At 70.1% G+C, this 17,820-nt stretch carries 17 protein-coding genes; 12 read left to right on the top strand and 5 right to left on the bottom strand.

The features are described 5' to 3' along the window. Window positions 1–53 precede the first annotated feature (53 nt). Complete coding sequence (locus tag PKF00_RS38135) at window positions 54–425, bottom strand: NADH-quinone oxidoreductase subunit A (protein WP_271222614.1); 372 nt, start codon at window positions 423–425, stop codon at window positions 54–56. Window positions 426–674: 249 nt separating this feature from the next. Between PKF00_RS38135 and PKF00_RS38130 the strand changes: the two genes are divergently transcribed. The 4 genes from PKF00_RS38130 to PKF00_RS38120 all read left to right on the top strand — a co-directional run bounded on the left by PKF00_RS38130 (window position 675) and on the right by PKF00_RS38120 (window position 5,489). Then, window positions 675–2,231, top strand: coding sequence for a polysaccharide deacetylase family protein (locus PKF00_RS38130; protein WP_271222613.1), 1,557 nt, complete (start codon window positions 675–677; stop codon window positions 2,229–2,231). A gap of 69 nt (window positions 2,232–2,300) precedes the next feature. Beyond that, window positions 2,301–2,390 carry a putative leader peptide gene (locus PKF00_RS44785; protein ID WP_369011196.1) on the top strand — a complete coding sequence of 30 codons (90 nt, stop codon included), beginning with the start codon at window positions 2,301–2,303 and terminating at the stop codon, window positions 2,388–2,390. A 206-nt stretch (window positions 2,391–2,596) separates the two neighbouring features. After that, the gene (locus PKF00_RS38125) at window positions 2,597–4,450 is read left to right on the top strand and encodes a 2-oxoacid:acceptor oxidoreductase subunit alpha (RefSeq protein WP_271222612.1); all 1,854 of its coding nucleotides are present in this window, start codon (window positions 2,597–2,599) and stop codon (window positions 4,448–4,450) included. Further along, window positions 4,443–5,489 (top strand): 2-oxoacid:ferredoxin oxidoreductase subunit beta, encoded by a 1,047-nt coding sequence (locus tag PKF00_RS38120; RefSeq protein WP_271222611.1) that lies wholly within the window; start codon window positions 4,443–4,445, stop codon window positions 5,487–5,489. Before PKF00_RS38125 ends, PKF00_RS38120 begins: the two co-directional genes overlap by 8 nt. 163 nt (window positions 5,490–5,652) lie before the next feature. Here PKF00_RS38120 and rfbC read toward each other — a convergent pair whose 3' ends face one another. After that, window positions 5,653–6,249, bottom strand: coding sequence for a dTDP-4-dehydrorhamnose 3,5-epimerase (gene rfbC, locus PKF00_RS38115; RefSeq protein ID WP_271222610.1), 597 nt, complete (start codon window positions 6,247–6,249; stop codon window positions 5,653–5,655). Between the two features lie 45 nt (window positions 6,250–6,294). Further along, entirely contained in the window at window positions 6,295–7,824 is a 1,530-nt protein-coding gene (locus tag PKF00_RS38110; protein WP_271222609.1) for a right-handed parallel beta-helix repeat-containing protein, read from the bottom strand. A gap of 246 nt (window positions 7,825–8,070) precedes the next feature. On the opposite strand from PKF00_RS38110, the gene PKF00_RS38105 reads away from it, so the two are divergent. Next, window positions 8,071–8,727, top strand: coding sequence for a class I SAM-dependent methyltransferase (locus PKF00_RS38105; protein ID WP_271222608.1), 657 nt, complete (start codon window positions 8,071–8,073; stop codon window positions 8,725–8,727). A gap of 3 nt (window positions 8,728–8,730) precedes the next feature. Here the strand turns inward: PKF00_RS38105 and PKF00_RS38100 are convergent, their stop codons facing one another. Together PKF00_RS38100 and PKF00_RS38095 are read right to left on the bottom strand one after the other, a co-directional pair. Next, a complete protein-coding gene (locus tag PKF00_RS38100) occupies window positions 8,731–9,705 on the bottom strand; it encodes a right-handed parallel beta-helix repeat-containing protein (protein ID WP_271222607.1) in 975 nt (324 codons plus the stop codon). Next, window positions 9,698–10,279: a hypothetical protein gene (locus PKF00_RS38095; protein WP_271222606.1), complete on the bottom strand. Its 582-nt coding sequence runs from the start codon at window positions 10,277–10,279 to the stop codon at window positions 9,698–9,700. The genes PKF00_RS38100 and PKF00_RS38095 overlap by 8 nt, the downstream gene beginning before the upstream one ends. A gap of 223 nt (window positions 10,280–10,502) precedes the next feature. Between PKF00_RS38095 and PKF00_RS38090 the strand changes: the two genes are divergently transcribed. From PKF00_RS38090 to PKF00_RS38060, 7 genes are all read left to right on the top strand, one after another. Beyond that, window positions 10,503–11,294 carry a YveK family protein gene (locus PKF00_RS38090; protein WP_271222605.1) on the top strand — a complete coding sequence of 264 codons (792 nt, stop codon included), beginning with the start codon at window positions 10,503–10,505 and terminating at the stop codon, window positions 11,292–11,294. After that, window positions 11,291–12,652, top strand: a complete 1,362-nt coding sequence (locus PKF00_RS38085; protein WP_271222604.1) for an O-antigen ligase family protein — start codon at window positions 11,291–11,293, stop codon at window positions 12,650–12,652. Before PKF00_RS38090 ends, PKF00_RS38085 begins: the two co-directional genes overlap by 4 nt. Before the next feature lie 82 nt (window positions 12,653–12,734). After that, window positions 12,735–13,547: a class I SAM-dependent methyltransferase gene (locus tag PKF00_RS38080; RefSeq protein WP_271222603.1), complete on the top strand. Its 813-nt coding sequence runs from the start codon at window positions 12,735–12,737 to the stop codon at window positions 13,545–13,547. Further along, entirely contained in the window at window positions 13,547–14,209 is a 663-nt protein-coding gene (locus PKF00_RS38075; protein ID WP_271222602.1) for a polysaccharide deacetylase family protein, read from the top strand. Before PKF00_RS38080 ends, PKF00_RS38075 begins: the two co-directional genes overlap by 1 nt. 3 nt (window positions 14,210–14,212) lie before the next feature. After that, window positions 14,213–15,298, top strand: coding sequence for an ATP-grasp domain-containing protein (locus tag PKF00_RS38070; RefSeq protein WP_271222601.1), 1,086 nt, complete (start codon window positions 14,213–14,215; stop codon window positions 15,296–15,298). Next, window positions 15,295–16,026, top strand: a complete 732-nt coding sequence (locus tag PKF00_RS38065; protein ID WP_271222600.1) for a PHP domain-containing protein — start codon at window positions 15,295–15,297, stop codon at window positions 16,024–16,026. Before PKF00_RS38070 ends, PKF00_RS38065 begins: the two co-directional genes overlap by 4 nt. Then, window positions 16,023–17,762 (top strand): asparagine synthetase B family protein, encoded by a 1,740-nt coding sequence (locus tag PKF00_RS38060; protein ID WP_271222599.1) that lies wholly within the window; start codon window positions 16,023–16,025, stop codon window positions 17,760–17,762. Before PKF00_RS38065 ends, PKF00_RS38060 begins: the two co-directional genes overlap by 4 nt. The last annotated feature ends 58 nt before the right edge of the window (window positions 17,763–17,820 follow it).

The following is a 17,820-nucleotide window of genomic DNA, read 5'->3' as shown; positions in this document are numbered from 1 at the left end:
CCGGTTCGAGCGGCTCGCGCCCCAGGGGCCGGTCTTTCGTCCGCGACGCCGCGTCAGGCCCAGACGAGCACGCGTTTGCGCCAGGCGTACAGGATGCCGAGGGCGATGAAGCCCAGGAAGACGAACATCTCGACCAGCGTGGTCATCCCGAAGCCGGGGGCGGCGAACACCGTCGCCCAGGGGAAGAGGAAGACGGCGTCGACCGCGAACACCACATAGAGGTAGGTGAAGACGTAGTAGCGGACCTGCGACTGGGCCCAGCCCTCGCCGACCGGGTCGACGCCGCACTCGTAGGTCAGCAGCTTCTCGGGGGTCGGGCGGGCGGGGCGCAGCAGCCGGTTGAGCGTCAGCGCGCCGGTCACGATCACCGCTCCGATCGCGAACAGCGCGAGGACCACCGTGTAGGAGCCGAAGTATCCGTCCACGGATCTCCATCCTTTCCCGACGGGCCTCGCGGCGGCTCTCCGGCTCCCGCGGGCTCGGCGACGGCTGCCCGGGACTCCGGGGTTCCGTCCCGCCCCGGCGTTCCGGGCGGGCCCCTCATGGATCAGCTATAGCAGGATCCACCGCCTTCGTCACGCAGTGAAGCGGCCAAACCCGGTGCAGCCAAAGCCTGCGTACCATTACCCCCAAAGCAGGTTAAAACTCTATTTCGCACATTTAATGTGACTTTTATGCCCAAAACGGGACTCGTTGGAGGGATCGCGCTCCTCGTCGCAGCCGTCACCGGATGCGGCGCCGTCGCCGCGTCCCCCGACGTCGGAGACCCCCTGCCGTCCGAGCCCACGATGATCGACTACGTGGACCCCTCCCAGGTCTACGGGCTGAACGTGCGCACCGTGGCCGCGGGCGACGCCGCCGATCCGCACGTCTACGCCTCCTACCCCTCCATCGACGACCCCTCCGGCCTCAACGACGCCCCCGGCCTCAACGACAGGCTCCAGCGGACGGTCAAGGAGCAGCTCGCCCGGTTCTGGCGCGACGCCTCGCGGGACTCCGAACTCCCGCACCGCGAGTTCAACATCGACTGGCAGTTCACCGCCGCCTCCGACGAGGTGATCGGCGTACGGCTGCGCATCGGCGAGTCCGTCGGCACCGCCTGGTCGGAGTCCCGCACCACCCTCTGGTACGACCGGAGGGACAGACGTGTCCTGGACTCCAGCGGCCTGCTCAAGGACCGCGCCGCGCTGGAGGAGCTGGCCTCACTCGTCAGGGAGCGCCTGACCGGCCTGAGGCCCCGGGTGAACCCGCGCGCGATCAAGGCGGACCCCCGCTTCTTCGACTCCCTGGGCTTCAACCCGCGCGGCGACCTCGTCGTGGAGTTCGACGACCACCAGGTCGGGGCGGCGTCCCTGGGCCGGGTCGCGGTGGCCGTGCCGGCCTCCGACGTCGAGCATCTGCTGTCGGCGGCGGGGGCGCGGGCGCGGCGGGCCGCCGTGGGAGAGGCGGCGGGAGCGACGGGCACGCGCAACCCCGAGCTGTGGAAGGAGTTCATCGCGGAGGCGGGAGTGCCGAAGCCTCCGGCGGCGAGCTCCCAGACCGGCAGCGTGGACTGCGCCAAGGCCAAGTGCGTCGCGCTCACCTACGACGACGGGCCGGGACCCGACACCGGCAGGCTGCTGGACATCCTCGGCCGCTCTCACGCCAGGGCCACCTTCTTCAGCCTCGGCACCAGCGCCTCCGCCCGGCCCGAGCTGCTCAAGCGGATGATGCGGGAGGGGCACCTGGTCGGCAACCACACCTGGTCCCACCGGGACCTGACCGCCCTGCCGGACATCAAGGTCACCGACCAGATCAACCGCGCGCAGTACGCGCTCACCCACACGGTCGGGCAGGTTCCCGGCCTGATCCGCCCGCCGTACGGCGCGGCGGACGACAGGATCGCCTCCATCGCGGGCGAGCTGGGCCTGGCGGTGGTCCGCTGGAGCACCGACACCGGGGACATCCGCGGCACCGACCCGAAGGCCATCGCGGACAAGGCCGTCGCGGGCGCGAGGCCGGGGGCGATCATCCTGATGCACGACGTCCACGCCCCGACCGTCGACGCGACCCCCGAGATCCTGCGGCGGCTGCGGGAGAAGGGATACACCTTCGTGACCGTCCCCGAGCTGTACGGCTCACGCGGGATGACGTCCGGCAGGACCTACACCTCAGGCGACTCTGAGAACCCTGGCAGCTCAGAGGACCGGGGCGGCGGTTCGGTGACCCTGCAGAGACCGCCCACGCCATAGCCGGAGGCTATGAGCACATAGCCAGAGGCGATGAGGCCGCTTCGTCCACGGCACATATAGTTAGGCATCGTGACCCCAACCGTCCTCTTCGGCCGCCTGCACGTCGACCTGTGCCGGCTCGCCGCTGGGCTGTGTCGGGCCAACCGTTCGCGATCGTGACCCCCACGCGGGCCGTGTTCATCCGGCCGCAACGCGCAACGCCCGAGCCAACCTCCAACTCAGCGGCCGCCGAGGATCTGCGACTTCTGTCACACTCCTCCGCCGAGTGGAACGCGAAAGACCACGCGTTACTCCGAGGGATCTAGCATGGAACTGAGAACGTGCCACCACCAACGGCGCCCTTCCGCGTCGAGGAGGACTGAGCTGTGACCAAGCAGGTTCAGCAACTCGACCGCGTCATCATCCGGTTCGCCGGTGACTCCGGCGACGGCATGCAGCTGACCGGTGACCGCTTCACGTCGGGAACGGCCGAGTTCGGCAACGACCTTTCGACCCTTCCCAACTTCCCCGCCGAGATCCGCGCCCCCGCAGGAACCCTGCCGGGTGTGTCGAGCTTCCAGCTCCACTTCGCCGACCACGACATCCTCACCCCGGGCGACGCTCCCAACGTCCTGGTCGCGATGAACCCCGCCGCGCTGAAGGCCAACCTCGGCGACCTGCCGCGCGGGGCCGACATCATCGCGAACACCGACGAGTTCACCAAGCGCAACCTGCAGAAGGTCGGCTACGCCGTCAGCCCGCTCGAGGACGACTCGCTCAGCGAGTGGCGGGTCCACCCGGTGCCGCTGACCTCGCTGACGGTCAGGGCGCTCGAGGGCTTCGACCTGTCGAAGAAGGACGCCGAGCGCTCGAAGAACATGTTCGCCCTCGGCCTGCTGAGCTGGCTCTACCACCGGCCGACCGAGACGACGATCAAGTTCCTCGAGAACAAGTTCGCCAAGCGGCCCGACATCGCCAAGGCCAACATCGCGGCCTTCCAGGCGGGCTGGAACTACGGCGAGACCACCGAGTCCTTCTCGGTGTCCTACGAGGTCAAGCCCGCCAAGCTGCCGCCGGGCGTCTACCGCAACATCTCCGGCAACCAGGCGCTCGCCTTCGGCCTGATCGCCGCCTCCGTGCAGTCGAGGCTGCCGCTGTTCCTCGGGTCCTACCCGATCACCCCGGCCAGCGACATCCTGCACGAGCTGTCCAAGCACAAGCGCTTCGGCATCCGCACCTTCCAGGCGGAGGACGAGATCGCGGGCGTCGGCGCGGCGCTCGGGGCCGCCTTCGGCGGGGCGCTCGGCGTCACCACGACCTCGGGGCCCGGTGTGGCGCTGAAGGCCGAGACCGTCGGTCTCGCGGTGACCACCGAGCTGCCGCTGATCGTGGTCGACGTGCAGCGGGCCGGGCCGAGCACCGGCATGCCGACCAAGACCGAGCAGACCGACCTGCTCATGGCCATGTACGGCCGCAACGGCGAGTCGCCGCTGCCCATCGTGGCGCCGTCGACCCCGTCCGACTGCTTCGACGCGGCCGTCGAGGCGGCCCGCCTCGCGGTGAAGTACCGCACGCCGGTCATGCTGCTGTCCGACGGTTACCTCGCCAACGGCTCCGAGCCGTGGAAGGTGCCGAGCGCGGCCGAGCTGCCGGACATCTCCACCGAGTTCGCCACCGCGCCGAACGGCGAGGACGGCTCGACCTTCCTGCCGTTCAAGCGCGACACGGAGACCCTCGCCCGCCCCTGGGCCATCCCGGGCACCGCGGGCCTGGAGCACCGGATCGGCGGCATCGAGAAGGCCGACGGCACCGGCAACATCTCCTACGACCCGGGCAACCACGACAAGATGGTCCGGCTGCGCCAGGCCAAGATCGACGGGATCGCCCAGGACATCCCGCCGCTGGAGGTCGACGACCCTGACGGCGACGCCCGCGTGCTGGTCATCGGCTGGGGCTCGACCTACGGCCCGATCGCGGCGGCCGTACGGCGGATCAGGAAGTCCGGCGGCAAGGTCGCCCAGGCCCACCTGAGGCACCTCAACCCGCTGCCCGCCAACACCGGCGAGGTCCTGCGCGCCTACGACAAGGTGCTGCTCCCGGAGATCAACCTCGGCCAGCTCGCGCTGCTGCTCCGCGCCCGCTTCCTGGTCGACATCATCAGCTACAACCGCGTGCGCGGGCTTCCGTTCAAGGCCGAGGAGCTGGCCGGCGTGATCCAGGACGTGATCGACAGTGAGTGAGATCCAGAACGGCAGGGGCCTGTCCCTCGTGCCGAAGTCCGACGTCAAGCTGGGCATGAAGGACTTCAAGTCCGACCAGGAGGTCCGCTGGTGCCCGGGGTGCGGTGACTACGCCATCCTGGCCGCCGTCCAGTCGTTCGTCCCCGAGCTCGGCCTCAAGCGCGAGAACATGGTGTTCGTCTCGGGCATCGGCTGCTCGTCCCGGTTCCCGTACTACATGAACACCTACGGGTTCCACTCGATCCACGGCCGCGCCCCGGCGATCGCGACCGGCCTGGCCTCCTCGAGGCCCGACCTGTCGGTCTGGGTGATCACCGGTGACGGCGACGCGCTGTCCATCGGCGGCAACCACCTGATCCACGCGCTGCGCCGCAACGTCAACCTGAACATCCTGCTGTTCAACAACAGGATCTACGGTCTGACCAAGGGCCAGTACTCCCCGACCTCCGAGGTCGGCAAGATCACGAAGTCCACCCCGATGGGCTCGCTGGACAAGCCGTTCAACCCGATCTCGCTGGCGATCGGCGCCGAGGCCTCCTTCGTGGCCAGGACCATCGACTCCGACCGCAAGCACCTGCAGTCGGTGCTGCGCGAGGCCGCCGAGCACCGGGGCACCTCACTGGTGGAGATCTACCAGAACTGCAACATCTTCAACGACGGCGCCTTCGACCAGCTGAAGGACCCGGAGCAGCGTGACGACATCACGCTGCGTCTCGAGCACGGCCAGCCGATCGTGTCCGCCACGAAGGCGGTGCGGCGCTCCGCCGACGGCGGCATCGAGGTGGTCTCCCGCGCGGAGATCGCCGAGAGCGAGATCCTGGTGCACGACGCGCACCGGCCCGACCCGTCGCTGGCCTTCGCGCTCTCCCGGCTGGACGAGCCCGCCTTCGAGCACGTCCCGATCGGGGTCTTCCGCAGCGTCGACCGCCCGTCGTACGACGAGCTGATGTCGGCCCAGCTCGAGGAGGCCGCCGCCCAGCGCGGTCCCGGCGACCTGGACGACCTGCTGCTGGCCGGGGACACCTGGCGCATCGGCTGACGAGGCGGCGAAGAACACGCCTTCCCTACGGCGCCGGTCACCACGACCGGCGCCGTTCGGCGTTCCGGGGGCCGGGCACGAGGAGCGCCGGACCCGTCCCGCCGAGGTCCTGTTCCGCGTGCTGCGCCGGTCCCCGCCGCGAGGAGCGCCGGGGACCGGCGGCTCACAGGGCGCGGAGCTTGTCGTAGAAGGCGAGGCAGTCGGCGTAGTCCGGCAGGAGCCCCGCGGCCCGCGCCTCGGCCAGCGAGGGGGCCGCCGCGTCCTTCGGCGACAGGACGGGCTCGATCCCCTCGGGCCAGGCGATGCCCAGTTCGGGGTCGAGAGGGTTCACCTCGTGCTCCCTGCCCGGCGCGTAGGGGGTCGAGCAGAGGTAGACCACGGTGGCCTCCTCGCTCAGGGCCATGAAACCGTGTCCCAGGCCCTCGGAGACGTAGACGCCCCTGCGTGAGCGGTCATCGAGCTCGATCGTCTCCCACCGGCCGAACGTGGGAGAGCCGACCCGGATGTCGACGACGACATCCAGGACGGAACCGCTGACGCAGGTGACGTACTTCGCCTGGCCGACCGGGACGTCGGCGAAGTGGATCCCGCGCAGCACACCGCGCCGGGAGATCGAGCAGTTCGCCTGGGCGAGGTCCAGACGGTGCCCGATCGCCCCGGTGAGCCGGTCAGCCCGGAACCACTCCAGGAAGCTGCCGCGGTCATCGGTGTGTACGACGGGTGTGTGAACATAGGCGTCTTTGATCCCTGTCTGCTGCACGAGGGCAAGCGTGTCACGTGCCGCCCTCGGAGACCACGGGATCGGTCAGGGGATCGCGACCGACTTGCCGGTCTCCTCCCAGACGTTCCCGGAGAACTCGTTGCCCTTGCCTCTCTCGTCCCAGGTCGCCAGCCATCCCCAGTAACCGCCCTTGGGGAAGTAGCGCCTGCTGATCACGTTGTTGATGAACTTGATGTTGTACGGCGTGCCGTACTTGCCCTTGCCGCCGTACATCACGTATCCGCCGCCGGCCATGAGGTTGTTCTCGACCAGCACGTCGTGGTTGAGGCCGAAGTCCTGGTAGACCGACACACAGGAGTTCTGCTCCAGCGGGTTCAGCAGGGTGTTGTTCCTGATGGTCAGCGGCAGGCCGATCGGCGAGCCCTCGTTCGAGGCGATCAGCGTCACGTGCGACCCGGGGAACTCGTGGGGGTCGTGGATGTAGTTCTTCTCGATCAGCCCGTGGCTGGTCTGCACCGCCGACATCATGCTGTGGATGTTGTTGCCCCTGACGGTGATGTCGCCGCCGTAGTTCAGGATCGCGAACTCCAGCGGCTCGCCTCCGCCGCCGTAGATCTCACTGTTCTCGACCTTCAGGCCGCGGGCCTCCTTGCGCTGGAGGATCGCCCACCAGCCGCCGCCCTGGATCCGGCTGTTGCGGATCGTCACGTTGTCGGCGATCACCACGATGTCGCCCTTGATGTCCTTGCCGTCGATGACGGTGCCGTCCTTGGTGATCTTCAAGGCCGGGCTGGACTCGAGCGAGACGCCCGCGGGCACGCCGGTGGTCGACCTGCCGGGGAAGCCGCCGGTGCCGGGCGGCGGAGAGGTGCGGGTCGGCGAGGCGGACGGCGTGGGTTCCCGGTCCGTCGGCGTGGGTCTCGGCGTCGCGGTGCGGGTCGGCGAGGCGGTGGGCCTCGGCGTCCAGGTGCGGGTCGGGACGGCGGTGGGTTCCTGGTCGGTCGGCGTCGGCCACGGCGTCCAGGTCGGCTCCGCGGTGGGCAGCCAGGTGGGCTCGCCCGACGGAGGCGGGGTCGGAATGCTCGTCGGCTTCCCTGTCGGCCGATACGTCGGCTGATGCGTCGGGCGGTGCGTCGGGCGGTGCGTCGGCTTCCAGGTAGGCCAGTGCGTGGGCTTGTGGGTGGGCTTCCAGGTCGGCCAGTGCGTGGGCTGCTGAGTCGGCTTGGCCGTGCCTCTCGGCCAGCGCGGGCGCGGATGGGTCTCGCCTCCGCGCCGCCGCCAGTCTCCCGGCTTGCCGGACTGACCGACGGGTTTGCCGTAGCCTGTGCGGGTGGGCTTGGCCACCGGTTTGGCCACCGGCTTCGCCCCGGGGTTGGCCTGCGGCTTGCCTGTCGGCTTGGCTGTCGGCTTGGCCTTCTTCGCGGCGGAGCCCGCCGCGGAGTGTCCAGACGTGGGGTTGACTTTCTGCTCGCTGCCGAGCAGGACGCTGTCGCCCATGCCGGAGGGCGCGCAGCCGGTGAGGAGCAGCCCGGCCACCACGGCTCCGGCGAGCACAGCCCGCGTCCGGGTTCTTCCTAAACCGTCGTCCTGCTGGTTCTCGCTTCGCGTATGCACACCGATTCCCTTCGAATGAGTCGGCACAAGCAAGAGTCACAAGGGTCACTCGACAGCGCACTATAACGATGCACTAACGACACCTCTCCTCTTATGCGAAAAAACTCCCAAAGTTCATCGGAAGCGAGAGTCACTTCACTCCCACCCGTGTCCGGGATCGGAAAGCGGTAGAGCGTTCCAGCGAACATTCTGGGATAGTTGGCTCCGCTGTCCGCTGAATTATCCGGCTCCGGGAGTGGATGATAGATGAGTCGTTTGACCGCCTTACGCAGTCGGTTCGTGGACGCGCCCGACTCCCTGGGCGCCAAAGCCCGAGCGCGCCGCTGGAGCTGGGTGACGCAGGTCTTCCCCGGCCTCGCCGACATGACGGTCATCGACCTCGGCGGCACCGCGAGCGCCTGGCTCCGCGCGCCGGTCCAGCCCGCGCACGTGCACGTCGTCAACCTCGACGTCTCGGAGACCGAGCTGCCCCCGTGGCTGAGCGTGGCGGTCGGCGACGCCTGCGACCTGCGGAGCGCCACCCACGGCACCCGCTACGACCTGGTCTTCTCGAACGCGGTGATCGAGCACGTCGGCGGCCACATCCGGCGGGAGCAGTTCGCGGAGGCGGTCTACGACCTGGCCGACCGGCACTGGGTGCAGACGCCCTACCGCTACTTCCCGGTCGAGCCGCACTTCGTCTTCCCCGGCTTCCAGTTCATGCCGATGGCGGTGCGGGCGGCGGCCGTGCGGCGCTGGCCCCTGGTGCACACCCGCCCCTCCGACCGGGAGAGCGCGGTGCGCGCGGTGGCCGAGATCGAGCTGCTCAGCAAGACCGAGATGCGGCACTACTTCCCGCGTTCCGAGATCCACTACGAGCGGCTCGGCGGCATGGTGAAGGCGCTGATCGCGATCAAGCGCTGAGGGTCACGAGGGAAGGGGCACCGGTTCGCCGGTGTCCTCCCACTTGTTTCCCGAGAACGTGTTCCCCTTCCCCCTGGCGTCCCAGGTCGCCAGCCATCCCCACGAGCCGCCCTTGGGGAAGTACCGCCTGCTGATCACGTTGTTGATGAACTTGATGTTGTACGGCGTGCCGTACTTGCCCTTGCCGCCGAACATCACGTATCCGCCGCCGGCCATGAGGTTGTCCTCGACCAGCACGTCGTGGTTGAGGCCGAAGTCCTGGTAGACCGACACACAGGAGTTCTGCTCCAGCGGGTTCAGCAACGTGTTGCCCCTGATGGTCAGCGGCAGGCCGATCGGCGAGCCCTCGTTCGAGGCGATCAGCGTCACGTGCGACCCGGGGAACTCCTTGGGGTCGTGGATGTAGTTCTTCTCGATCAGCCCGTGCCGGGTCTGCACCGCCGACATCATGCCGTGGATGTCGTTGCCCCTGACGGTGATGTCGCCGCCGTAGTTCAGGATCGCGAACTCCAGCGGTTTGACGCCGTTGCCCACGATCTCCGAGTTCTCGATCGTCAGGCCCGAGGCCTCCTTGCGCTGGATGATCCCCCACCAGCCCCCGGCGGTGATCCGGCTGTTGCGGATCGTCACGTTGTTCGCCAGGACCACGATGTCGCCCTTGACGTCCTGGGCCTCGATGACGGCGCCCTCTTCGGTGATCTTGATGGGTTCGCTCTCCACCAGTCTCACGTTCTGCGGGACCCCGGCGGTGGCCGCGTTCGGCCATTTTCCGGTGCTGGGGTCGCCGCTGCGGGCCGGCTTCTGCCCGGGGGCGGGCGCGGCGGCGGAGGAGTCGGCGGAGGGCGCGGCGCTCCGCGCCGCCCTGTCGCCCTCGGCGGTCGTCCTTCCGTAGACGATGGTCACCACCCCGACGACGCACAGCACGACGCCCACGACGAGGGTCGTGATGCCGACCTTGAACAACGGCCGGTCAGCCATGGGAGGCACCAGTCTTCCTGCGTGTGATGATGTTCTGCCGACGGCGGCGCAGCGCCCAGATCGGCCAGCGTTCGAAGAACAGGGCGGCGCTCATCACGCACAGGACCGTGAGGACGGCCACCGCCCCGATGGCGCGGGAACGCCTGGCGAACACCGGGATGGGCTGGTCGGTGTTGTCGACCAGCTGCATGGTCGCGATGGCCGACTCCTTCGACCCGATGTCCACCTGGAGTCTGCGCAGCTCCGCCTCGAACGTCTTCAGGACGACCGCGAGCGTGTGGTCGGCGTCCTCCGCCGTGTTCGAGATCGCCGACAGGCGGATGTACGGCTTCTCGTGCAGCGGGATCTCCTGGGTGCCCTCGTTGACCAGCTCCACCTGGTATTCGGCGGTGCCGCCGCGCCGTACCACCTGCTCACGGCCCTGCTCGCCGGAGATCCACTGACATAGAACGTTCCCAAGGACGATCAGCCGCTCGCTGAAGGTCTCGTAGCGGTTGCTGGAGGGGATGCCCGGGGAGATCAGCACGAGCGAGGCGGCCACCCGGTAGACCGGCGGCTGACGCTGAATATACAAAACACCCAGAAGGTTCAGCAATAGGACAAAAGCGACGACAAAGGGATGACGGCGCAGCAAGGCCGCAATCTCCAAGATCGTCATATTCTCCCCCTCGCGTTCCCCACCACTTCGCGAAATGCTCCCATATAGAACACTGCCCTCAACAGGATTCAAGTCCTATTATTCGTTTGCCACAGCACTGTTCAGCCATGGGCTCTGTCACGCCCACCGAAAGGACGCGATGGACCTCCTCGGCTCCCTCCGTGCCATCCGCAGATGGTGGTGGATAGCCGCCCCCCTCGCCCTGCTGACGATGGTCGGCGCAGTCGTCGCCGCGGCGATCCTGCCGTGGGACTACGAATCGAGGGCGACGCTGCTGCTGCTCTCCTCGCCGCAGGTCGCCAAGGAAGCAGGTGGAAACCCCTACCTCTACTTCAGCAACTCGCTGAACGTGACCGCCCAGGTCGTCGGGGTCGCCGTGATGAACGACCGCACGGTGACCAGCGTCAAAGCCCGTGGCCTGTCCCCGACCTACTCGGTGGGCCTGCAGCCGAACACCGGCGGCCCGATCCTGGAGGTCGTGGCCGAGGCCGACCGGCCCGAGCTGGCGCAGACCACCATGGAACAGCTCATCGTCGAGGTGAACAAGCGCCTGCAGACCCTCCAGTCCGGGATCGCCGTCGACGGCAGGGTCCGGGTGGTCACGGTGACCACCACGGAGAAGGCCATCGTGCGGCCGACCGCGAAGATCAGGACGGTCACGGTCATCGGAGGCGGCGGCCTGCTGGTCACCCTGCTCGTCCCGGTGGTCATCGAGGCGATCAGCGAGCGCCGCCGCCAGCAGCGGCAGGGCGCGAAGGGCCGTGAGCGACAGAATTGGAGCGGTCCCGAGGGCGCTGCCAGGCACGCCGCGCCGGTCAGGTCGCCCGACGACGAGATCAGCACCACCACGTTCTCCGTCTACGTGGACCCGAAGCCGTCCGACAAGTCAGGGCAGCCGAGTCCCGACGGCGTGGCGGGCGACAGGCCTTGACGTACCGGTCCAGTTTCCGGCGTCGGCGGAAACCACCGCCGATCAACCCGGCTCCCGCCCCGGCGACCACCCTGAGCAGCGTCTACTGCTTCCTGCTCCTGCTGCTTCCCTCGCAGTACGTCATCGGGCCGCTCGGCGGCGCGGGGACGCCCGCGGGGGTCTTCGCGGTGGTGATCCTGCTCGCCTACCTGCTGGCCTGGCTCGCGCCGCGCTCGACCGCCATCAGGCAGCCGCAGCCGCTGCGCATCGCGATGGTGCTCTTCGGCGCGGCGGTGCTGGCCAGCTACGCCTCGGGCATGACCCGGCAACTGACCGTGTTGGAGATCAACGGCCTCGACCGGGGGCTCATCATCGCCGCCGGGTGGATCGGCTCGGCTCTGATCATCTGTGACGGGGTCGACCGGATGGACCTGCTGGAGAAGCTGCGCCGCCGCGTCGTGGCCTTCGGCACGGCCATCGCCGCGCTGGGGGTCCTGCAGTTCTTCACCGCGCTCGACCTGGCCCAGTACATCCAGATCCCCGGCCTGAGCCTGTCCGTCCCCTACTCGTCGGTGCACGGCCGCGACGAGTTCAACCGGATCGCCGCGACCGCCGCCCACCCGATCGAGTTCGGCGTCGTGCTCGGCCTGCTGCTCCCGCTGGCGCTGCACGGAGCCCGGCACGCGCCGCCGGAACTGCGCAGGCGGCGCTGGGCCCAGGTGATGCTGATCGCCGCCGCGCTGCCGATGACCATCTCCAGGACCGCCATGCTCGGCGCCGTCCTGGTGGCCGTGGTGGTCGTGCCCACCTGGACCCGCAAGGAGCGCAGGCGCGCCTACGTGCTCTTCGGCGCCTTCGGCGTGGTGATGCGCCTGGCCATCCCCGGCCTGCTCGGCACGATCTTCGCCCTGTTCGAGAACATCGGCAACGACAGCAGCACCCAGTTCCGGCTGCATGACTACTCGGCCGCGACCGACTACTTCAGCGAGCATCCCTGGTTCGGCAGGGGCTTCGGCACGTTCCTGCCGAACCTCTACCGGATCCTCGACAACCAGTATCTCGTCACCCTGATCGAGATGGGGGTGATCGGGAGCATCAGCGTCGTGGTGTGCTTCGGCACCGGCTGGGTGCTCGCCCGCAGGGCCAGACGGCTCAGCGACGACCCCGAGCTGCGCCACCTGGCCCAGTGCGTCGCCGCCTCGGTCCTGGTCGGGGCGGTCTCGCTGGCCACCTACGACTCCCTCGCCTTCCCCATGTGCGCGGGGCTCATGTTCGTCGTCATGGGATTCGCCGGAGCGGTGTACAACATCGCCAATCGGGCCGTCCCTCAGGAAACTCCGATTTCCACGTCCTCCGAACCGGTACTCCAAACGTCCTAGGCGGGACGTGTCATGTGAAAGGTGAGGAAAGGCTTTCATGTCAGAGCCATTACGGCGACGCACTGTACGGACCGTACGCGCGGTGGGAGCGGCCATCACGACTCCGCCCTGGATGCCCCCGGGGCACTTCTACTCGCCGCTCACCGCCGCGGCCGACGTGGAACGCGCCCTCGCCTGGAAGGCGATCCCGGGCAGGGACCGCGTTCCGGGCGTCGACCTCCGCGAGACCGAGCAGATCGCCCTGGCCCTCAGCCTGGCCGAGGAGCTGGACAAGCCGTTCGAGGGGCCGAGGTACACCCCGTCGAACCCCATGTTCAACGCCGCCGACGCGGCGGTCTACCGGTCGATGCTGCGCCACCACCGCCCCGGGCGGGTGATGGAGATCGGCTCCGGCTTCTCGACCGCGCTGGCGCTGGACACCATCGACCACCCCGCGGAGTTGACCTGCGTCGAGCCCTACCCCGACCGGCTGCTCGCCCTGCTGCGCCCCGGCGACGAGGAGCGGCTGACCCTGCTGCGCTCCCCGGTCCAGGACGTGCCGCTGTCCGCCTACGAGAAGCTGGAGTCGGGCGACCTGCTGTTCATCGACTCCACCCACGTCGTCAAGGCGGGCTCGGACGTCCTGTGGCTGTTCCTCCAGGTGCTGCCCAGGCTGGCGCCGGGCGTCCTGGTCCACGTCCACGACGTCTTCTGGCCGTTCGACTACCCGGACGGCTGGCTGCGCGAGGGCCGTGACTGGACGGAGAACTACCTCCTGCACGCCTTCCTCGTCGGCAACGCCGGCTACGAGATCCTGCTGTTCTCCTCCTGGCTCTGGCAGGAGCACGGCGAGCTCGTCCCCGACGGCATCTCCGCGGAGAGCCCCGGCTCCATCTGGTTACGCAGGACCGGCTGATGCCGATCAACATCTGCTTCCACGGCGTGGGCGAGCCGCCCGCGGTCCACGACCTCGAGGAGGGCGCGGAGGACTACTTCGTCTCCGTGGACCTGTTCCGGCGGGTGCTGGACGAGGTCGCCCAGCGTGACGACGTACGGCTCAGCTTCGACGACGGATTCGCCTCCGACGTGTCGATCGCGCTGCCCGAGCTCCTGTCCAGGGGCCTGACCGCGGAGTTCTTCCCCATCGCCGGCAGACTCGGCACCCCGGTGAGCGTGAGCGCCGACGAGGTCAGGGCCCTGGCCGACGCGGGCATGGCCGTCGGCTCGCACGGCATGCACCACCGTGACTGGCGGGAGCGCGACCCCCGCGAACGCCAGGGCGAGCTGGTCGAGGCCCGCACGATCATCGCGGAGGCCGCGGGACGCCCCGTCTCCAGCGCCGCCTGCCCGTTCGGCTCCTACGACAAGGCGAGCCTGGCCGCGCTCCGCGCCCACGGCTACACCCGGGTCTACACCAGCGACCGGCGCAGGGCGGCGTCCGGCTCCTGGCTGCAGGCGCGCTACAGCGTCACCCGCGCCGACACCCTGGACAGCGTCCGGCGGGAGATCCTCGCGGATCCCTCTCCCCCGGCACGGCTCCGCGCGGCGGTCATGGCCCGATACAAGCGGTGGCGGTGACGGATGCGGGTGCTCATCGGCTTCGCCGACGCGCTGGCCGCCCCCGAGGCCGCCTGGTCCCTGCACGACGACGGGTTCGAGGTCCACGTGTTCGCGCGGGCCGGGTCCCGCCCGGCCGTCGCCCGCAGCGGGAAGGTGACCTGCCACCAGGTCACCGCCCCCGAGCGGGACGCGCAGGCGTGCGCGGACGACGTCGCCCGGCTGGTGGACGAGCTGGCCCCCGCCGCGGTGCTGCCGCTGGACGACCACGCCGTCTGGGTCTGCGACCGGGTCCCCGGCGCACCGGTCGCCGGGCCGACCGGTGACCACGCCCGTCTCGCCCTCGACAAGCAGCGGCAGCTCGCCCTGGCCGAGCGAGCGGGGTTCGCGGTGCCCCAGACGGGGGCCAGGGGACCGTGGATGGTCAAGCCCGCGCTGGCCGTCGCCCTCAAGGACGGCGTGCTGACCCGTCCGACGGGGCGGATCACCTCCGACGTCTCCCGCGTGGCCGAGCCCAGGCTCGTGCAGTCGGTGCTCGGCGGCGTCGGCGAGGGCGTCTTCGGGCTGGCCACCGACTCCGGGGTCCACGCGCTGAGCGCCCACCGCCGGGTCCGGATGATGAACCCGCGCGGCTCGGGCTCCAGCGCCTGCAGGTCGATCCCGCTGGCCGTGGAACTGCGCGCGCCGGTCGAGGCGTTCGTCAAGGAGAGCGGCTGGCGCGGCATCTTCATGATCGAGCTTCTCCGGGACTCAGCCGGGGTGCCCTGGTTCATGGAGTTGAACGGCCGCGCCTGGGGCAGCATGGCCCTGGCCGTCGCCCGCGGCTACCACTACCCCGCCTGGGCCGTACGGTCCCGGCTCGACCCCGGCTTCGAACCTCCCGAGCCGGTCGACCCCCCGCACCTCACCGCCCGCCACCTCGGCCGCGACCTGGTCCACCTGGCCGCCGTGCTGGCCAAGGGGGGCGCGCCCCGGCTGGGCACGGTCCTGGCCGTGCTGACCCCCCGGCGCGGACAGCGCCTCTACAACCGCAGACGGGGCGAGTTCGGCGTCTTCGCGGCCGACACCCTCGCCACCCTGCGGACCCAGCTCGTCAGGAGCGGTCGATGAAGGTCAGCGCCGTCGCGCACGTGCACTCCGAGTGGTCGGACGACGGCTCGTGGCCGCTGGCCCGCCTGGCGAGACTGTTCCGCCGCCAGGGCGTCGGCGTGGTGCTCACCAGCGAGCACAGCCGGGGTTTCTCCGCCGCCAAGTGGGAGGAGTACCGGCAGGCCTGCGCCGAGGCCAGCGCCCCGGGCCTGCTGTTCGTCCCCGGCATCGAGTACGGCGACGCGGAGAACCTGATCCACGTCCCGGTCTGGGGCGAGGGCCTGCCGTTCCTCGGCGACGGACTGCACACCGGTCACCTGCTGAAGGAGGTCGCCGAGGCGGGGGGAACGGCGGTGCTCGCCCACCCGCACCGGCGCGACGCCTGGAGCAGGTTCGACCCCGACTGGGTCCCGCTGCTCACCGCGGTCGAGGTGTGGAACCGCAAGTACGACGGCATCGTGGCCAACCCCGAGTCCCTGCGGCTGGCCCGCGAGGCCGGGCTGCCGGGCTTCGCCACCCTCGACTTCCACAACCGCCGCCAGATCTTCCCCCTGACCATGCGGCTCTCCCTCGGCTCCCCGCCCACCACCTCCGCCGTCTACGCCGCCCTCGCGGCCCGCAGGTTCGAGGCCAGGGCGTTCGGCGTCCCGGTGCGCCACCTGGCCGGCGGCCCCGGCGGCCAGGTCATGCGCGGGCTGGAGACGGCCCGGCGGAGGGTCGCCCCTCTTCTCCGGAGGCTCTTTCCGTGACGACTCCCCCGGCGCCCCTCGCGGCGCCTCTCCTCGCGGTGTCCACGGGCCCGCGGGGCGTCTCGCCCCTTTCCGACGGCACGCCCCCGTTCCCCGGGGCGGTCAGGCGCCCGCTGCCCGGCGGCGCGGGCGAGGTCTGGTCGGCCACGCCCGGCCCGCTGTACTCACTGGTCGAGGGGGCGCACGACCACGACTACCGGCCGATGTCCGAGGCCGAGCTGACCGGCAGGATCCGGGAGGGGCGGGAGCTGGGCGACCTGGCCGCGCCGTTCGCCGCCGTGCTCGCCGAGGAGGACGGCGCCCTGCTGGCCGCGGTCGACCAGCTCGGCATGCGGCACCTGTACCTCGCGGAGGGACCCGGCTGGGCGGCGCTGTCCACCTCGCCGACGTCGCTGGCCCGGTTGACCGGCGGCGGCCTGGACCTGGACGTGCTCGGCGCCTACCGGCTCATCGGCCACCACCTGGGGACGGACACGCCGTACGCGGGGGTGCGGAAGATCCCCGCGGGACACGTGGTGCGCCTGTCGGAGGGCAGGGCCACGCTGACGCCGTACAAGAGTCCCGGGCATCCGCCGACGACCGACCTGGCCGAGGCCGTACGGCGCGCCGCGCGGATCCTGCGCGACAACATGGAGCGGCTGCTCGACGAGCACCCGGACGCGGTGCTGCAGCTGTCCGGCGGCCTTGACTCGCGGATCCTGCTGGCCGCGGTCCCCGAGGGGCGTCGCCGGCAGGTGCGCGCGCTCACCCTGGCCTCCGTCGAGTCCCGCGACCAGGAGCTGGCCACCAGGATCGCCACGGCCTACCGGCTGGAGCGCCAGGTCATCGACATGGACCGGATGGCCGGGCTCACTCCGGCGCGGGCGCACGAGCTGGTGACGGCCGCGGCGCTGTCGACCGGGGGGATCAACAACCCGGTCCAGCTGGCCGTGCAGGAGTGGGCCGAGGCGCAGGCTCCCAGGGAGCCGAGGATCAACGGGTTCGGCGGGGAGTTCTCCCGGGCGTTCTACTACCTGGGGCAGCGCCAGCACCCGGGGCCGACCCCGCAGCTGGTCGACAGGCTGGCCGAGTGGCGCATCTTCAGCGTCGAGTACGCCGACCCGGAGATGTTCACCGGGGACTTCGCCGCGGAGACCAAGGCCTCGACGATGCGCAGGCTCAGGGAGATGTTCGCGGGCTACCGCACCGACTGGCTCTCCTCGACCGACGAGTTCTACTTCCACGAGCGCACCCAGCGGATGGTCGGCGCGACGCTGAGCACGGCCTGCACGCGCTACACCACGCTCAGCCCGATGCTGCACCCCGCCTTCGTGGAGCAGGCCAGGGCCATGGACCCCGCGGTGAAGCTCTACTCCCGCTACAACGCGATGCTGCTGGACCGCCTGGCTCCCGACCTGGCCAGGATCCCACTGGACACCGGTCTGCGCCCGGTGACGCTGTTCGCCCCGAAGCCGGTGCGGGCCGCGCGGCTCGGCCTGGACCTGGGGCTGCGCGCGGCGCGCAAGGCCAGGCAGCGGATCAGGCGCTCGGGCAACCCCGGCGTCGGCGAGCCGACCATGGTGGCGCTGCTGGTCGCGCACTGGCGGGCCGAGCCGTCACTGCTGGAGCCCGCGCTCGGCACCGGCCTGGTGCGTCAGGAGTGGCTGGCGCGGATGCTGTCCGGGGAGTACGACCCGACCCCGGGGACCGCCGCGTTCCTGGCGATCCTCTGCGCGGCCTCGACGGCGCTCGCCTGACCGTCGAGTCCGGCGGCGCCCGCCCCGCGGGGTGAAGGACGGCGGGCTCCGGAGAACG

The organism is Streptosporangium carneum, assembly GCF_027922005.1.
In the GTDB taxonomy this organism is placed as follows: domain Bacteria; phylum Actinomycetota; class Actinomycetes; order Streptosporangiales; family Streptosporangiaceae; genus Streptosporangium; species Streptosporangium carneum.
The sequence above is the reverse complement of the archived record's forward strand: the minus strand, read 5'-3'. Positions and strand labels throughout refer to the sequence as shown.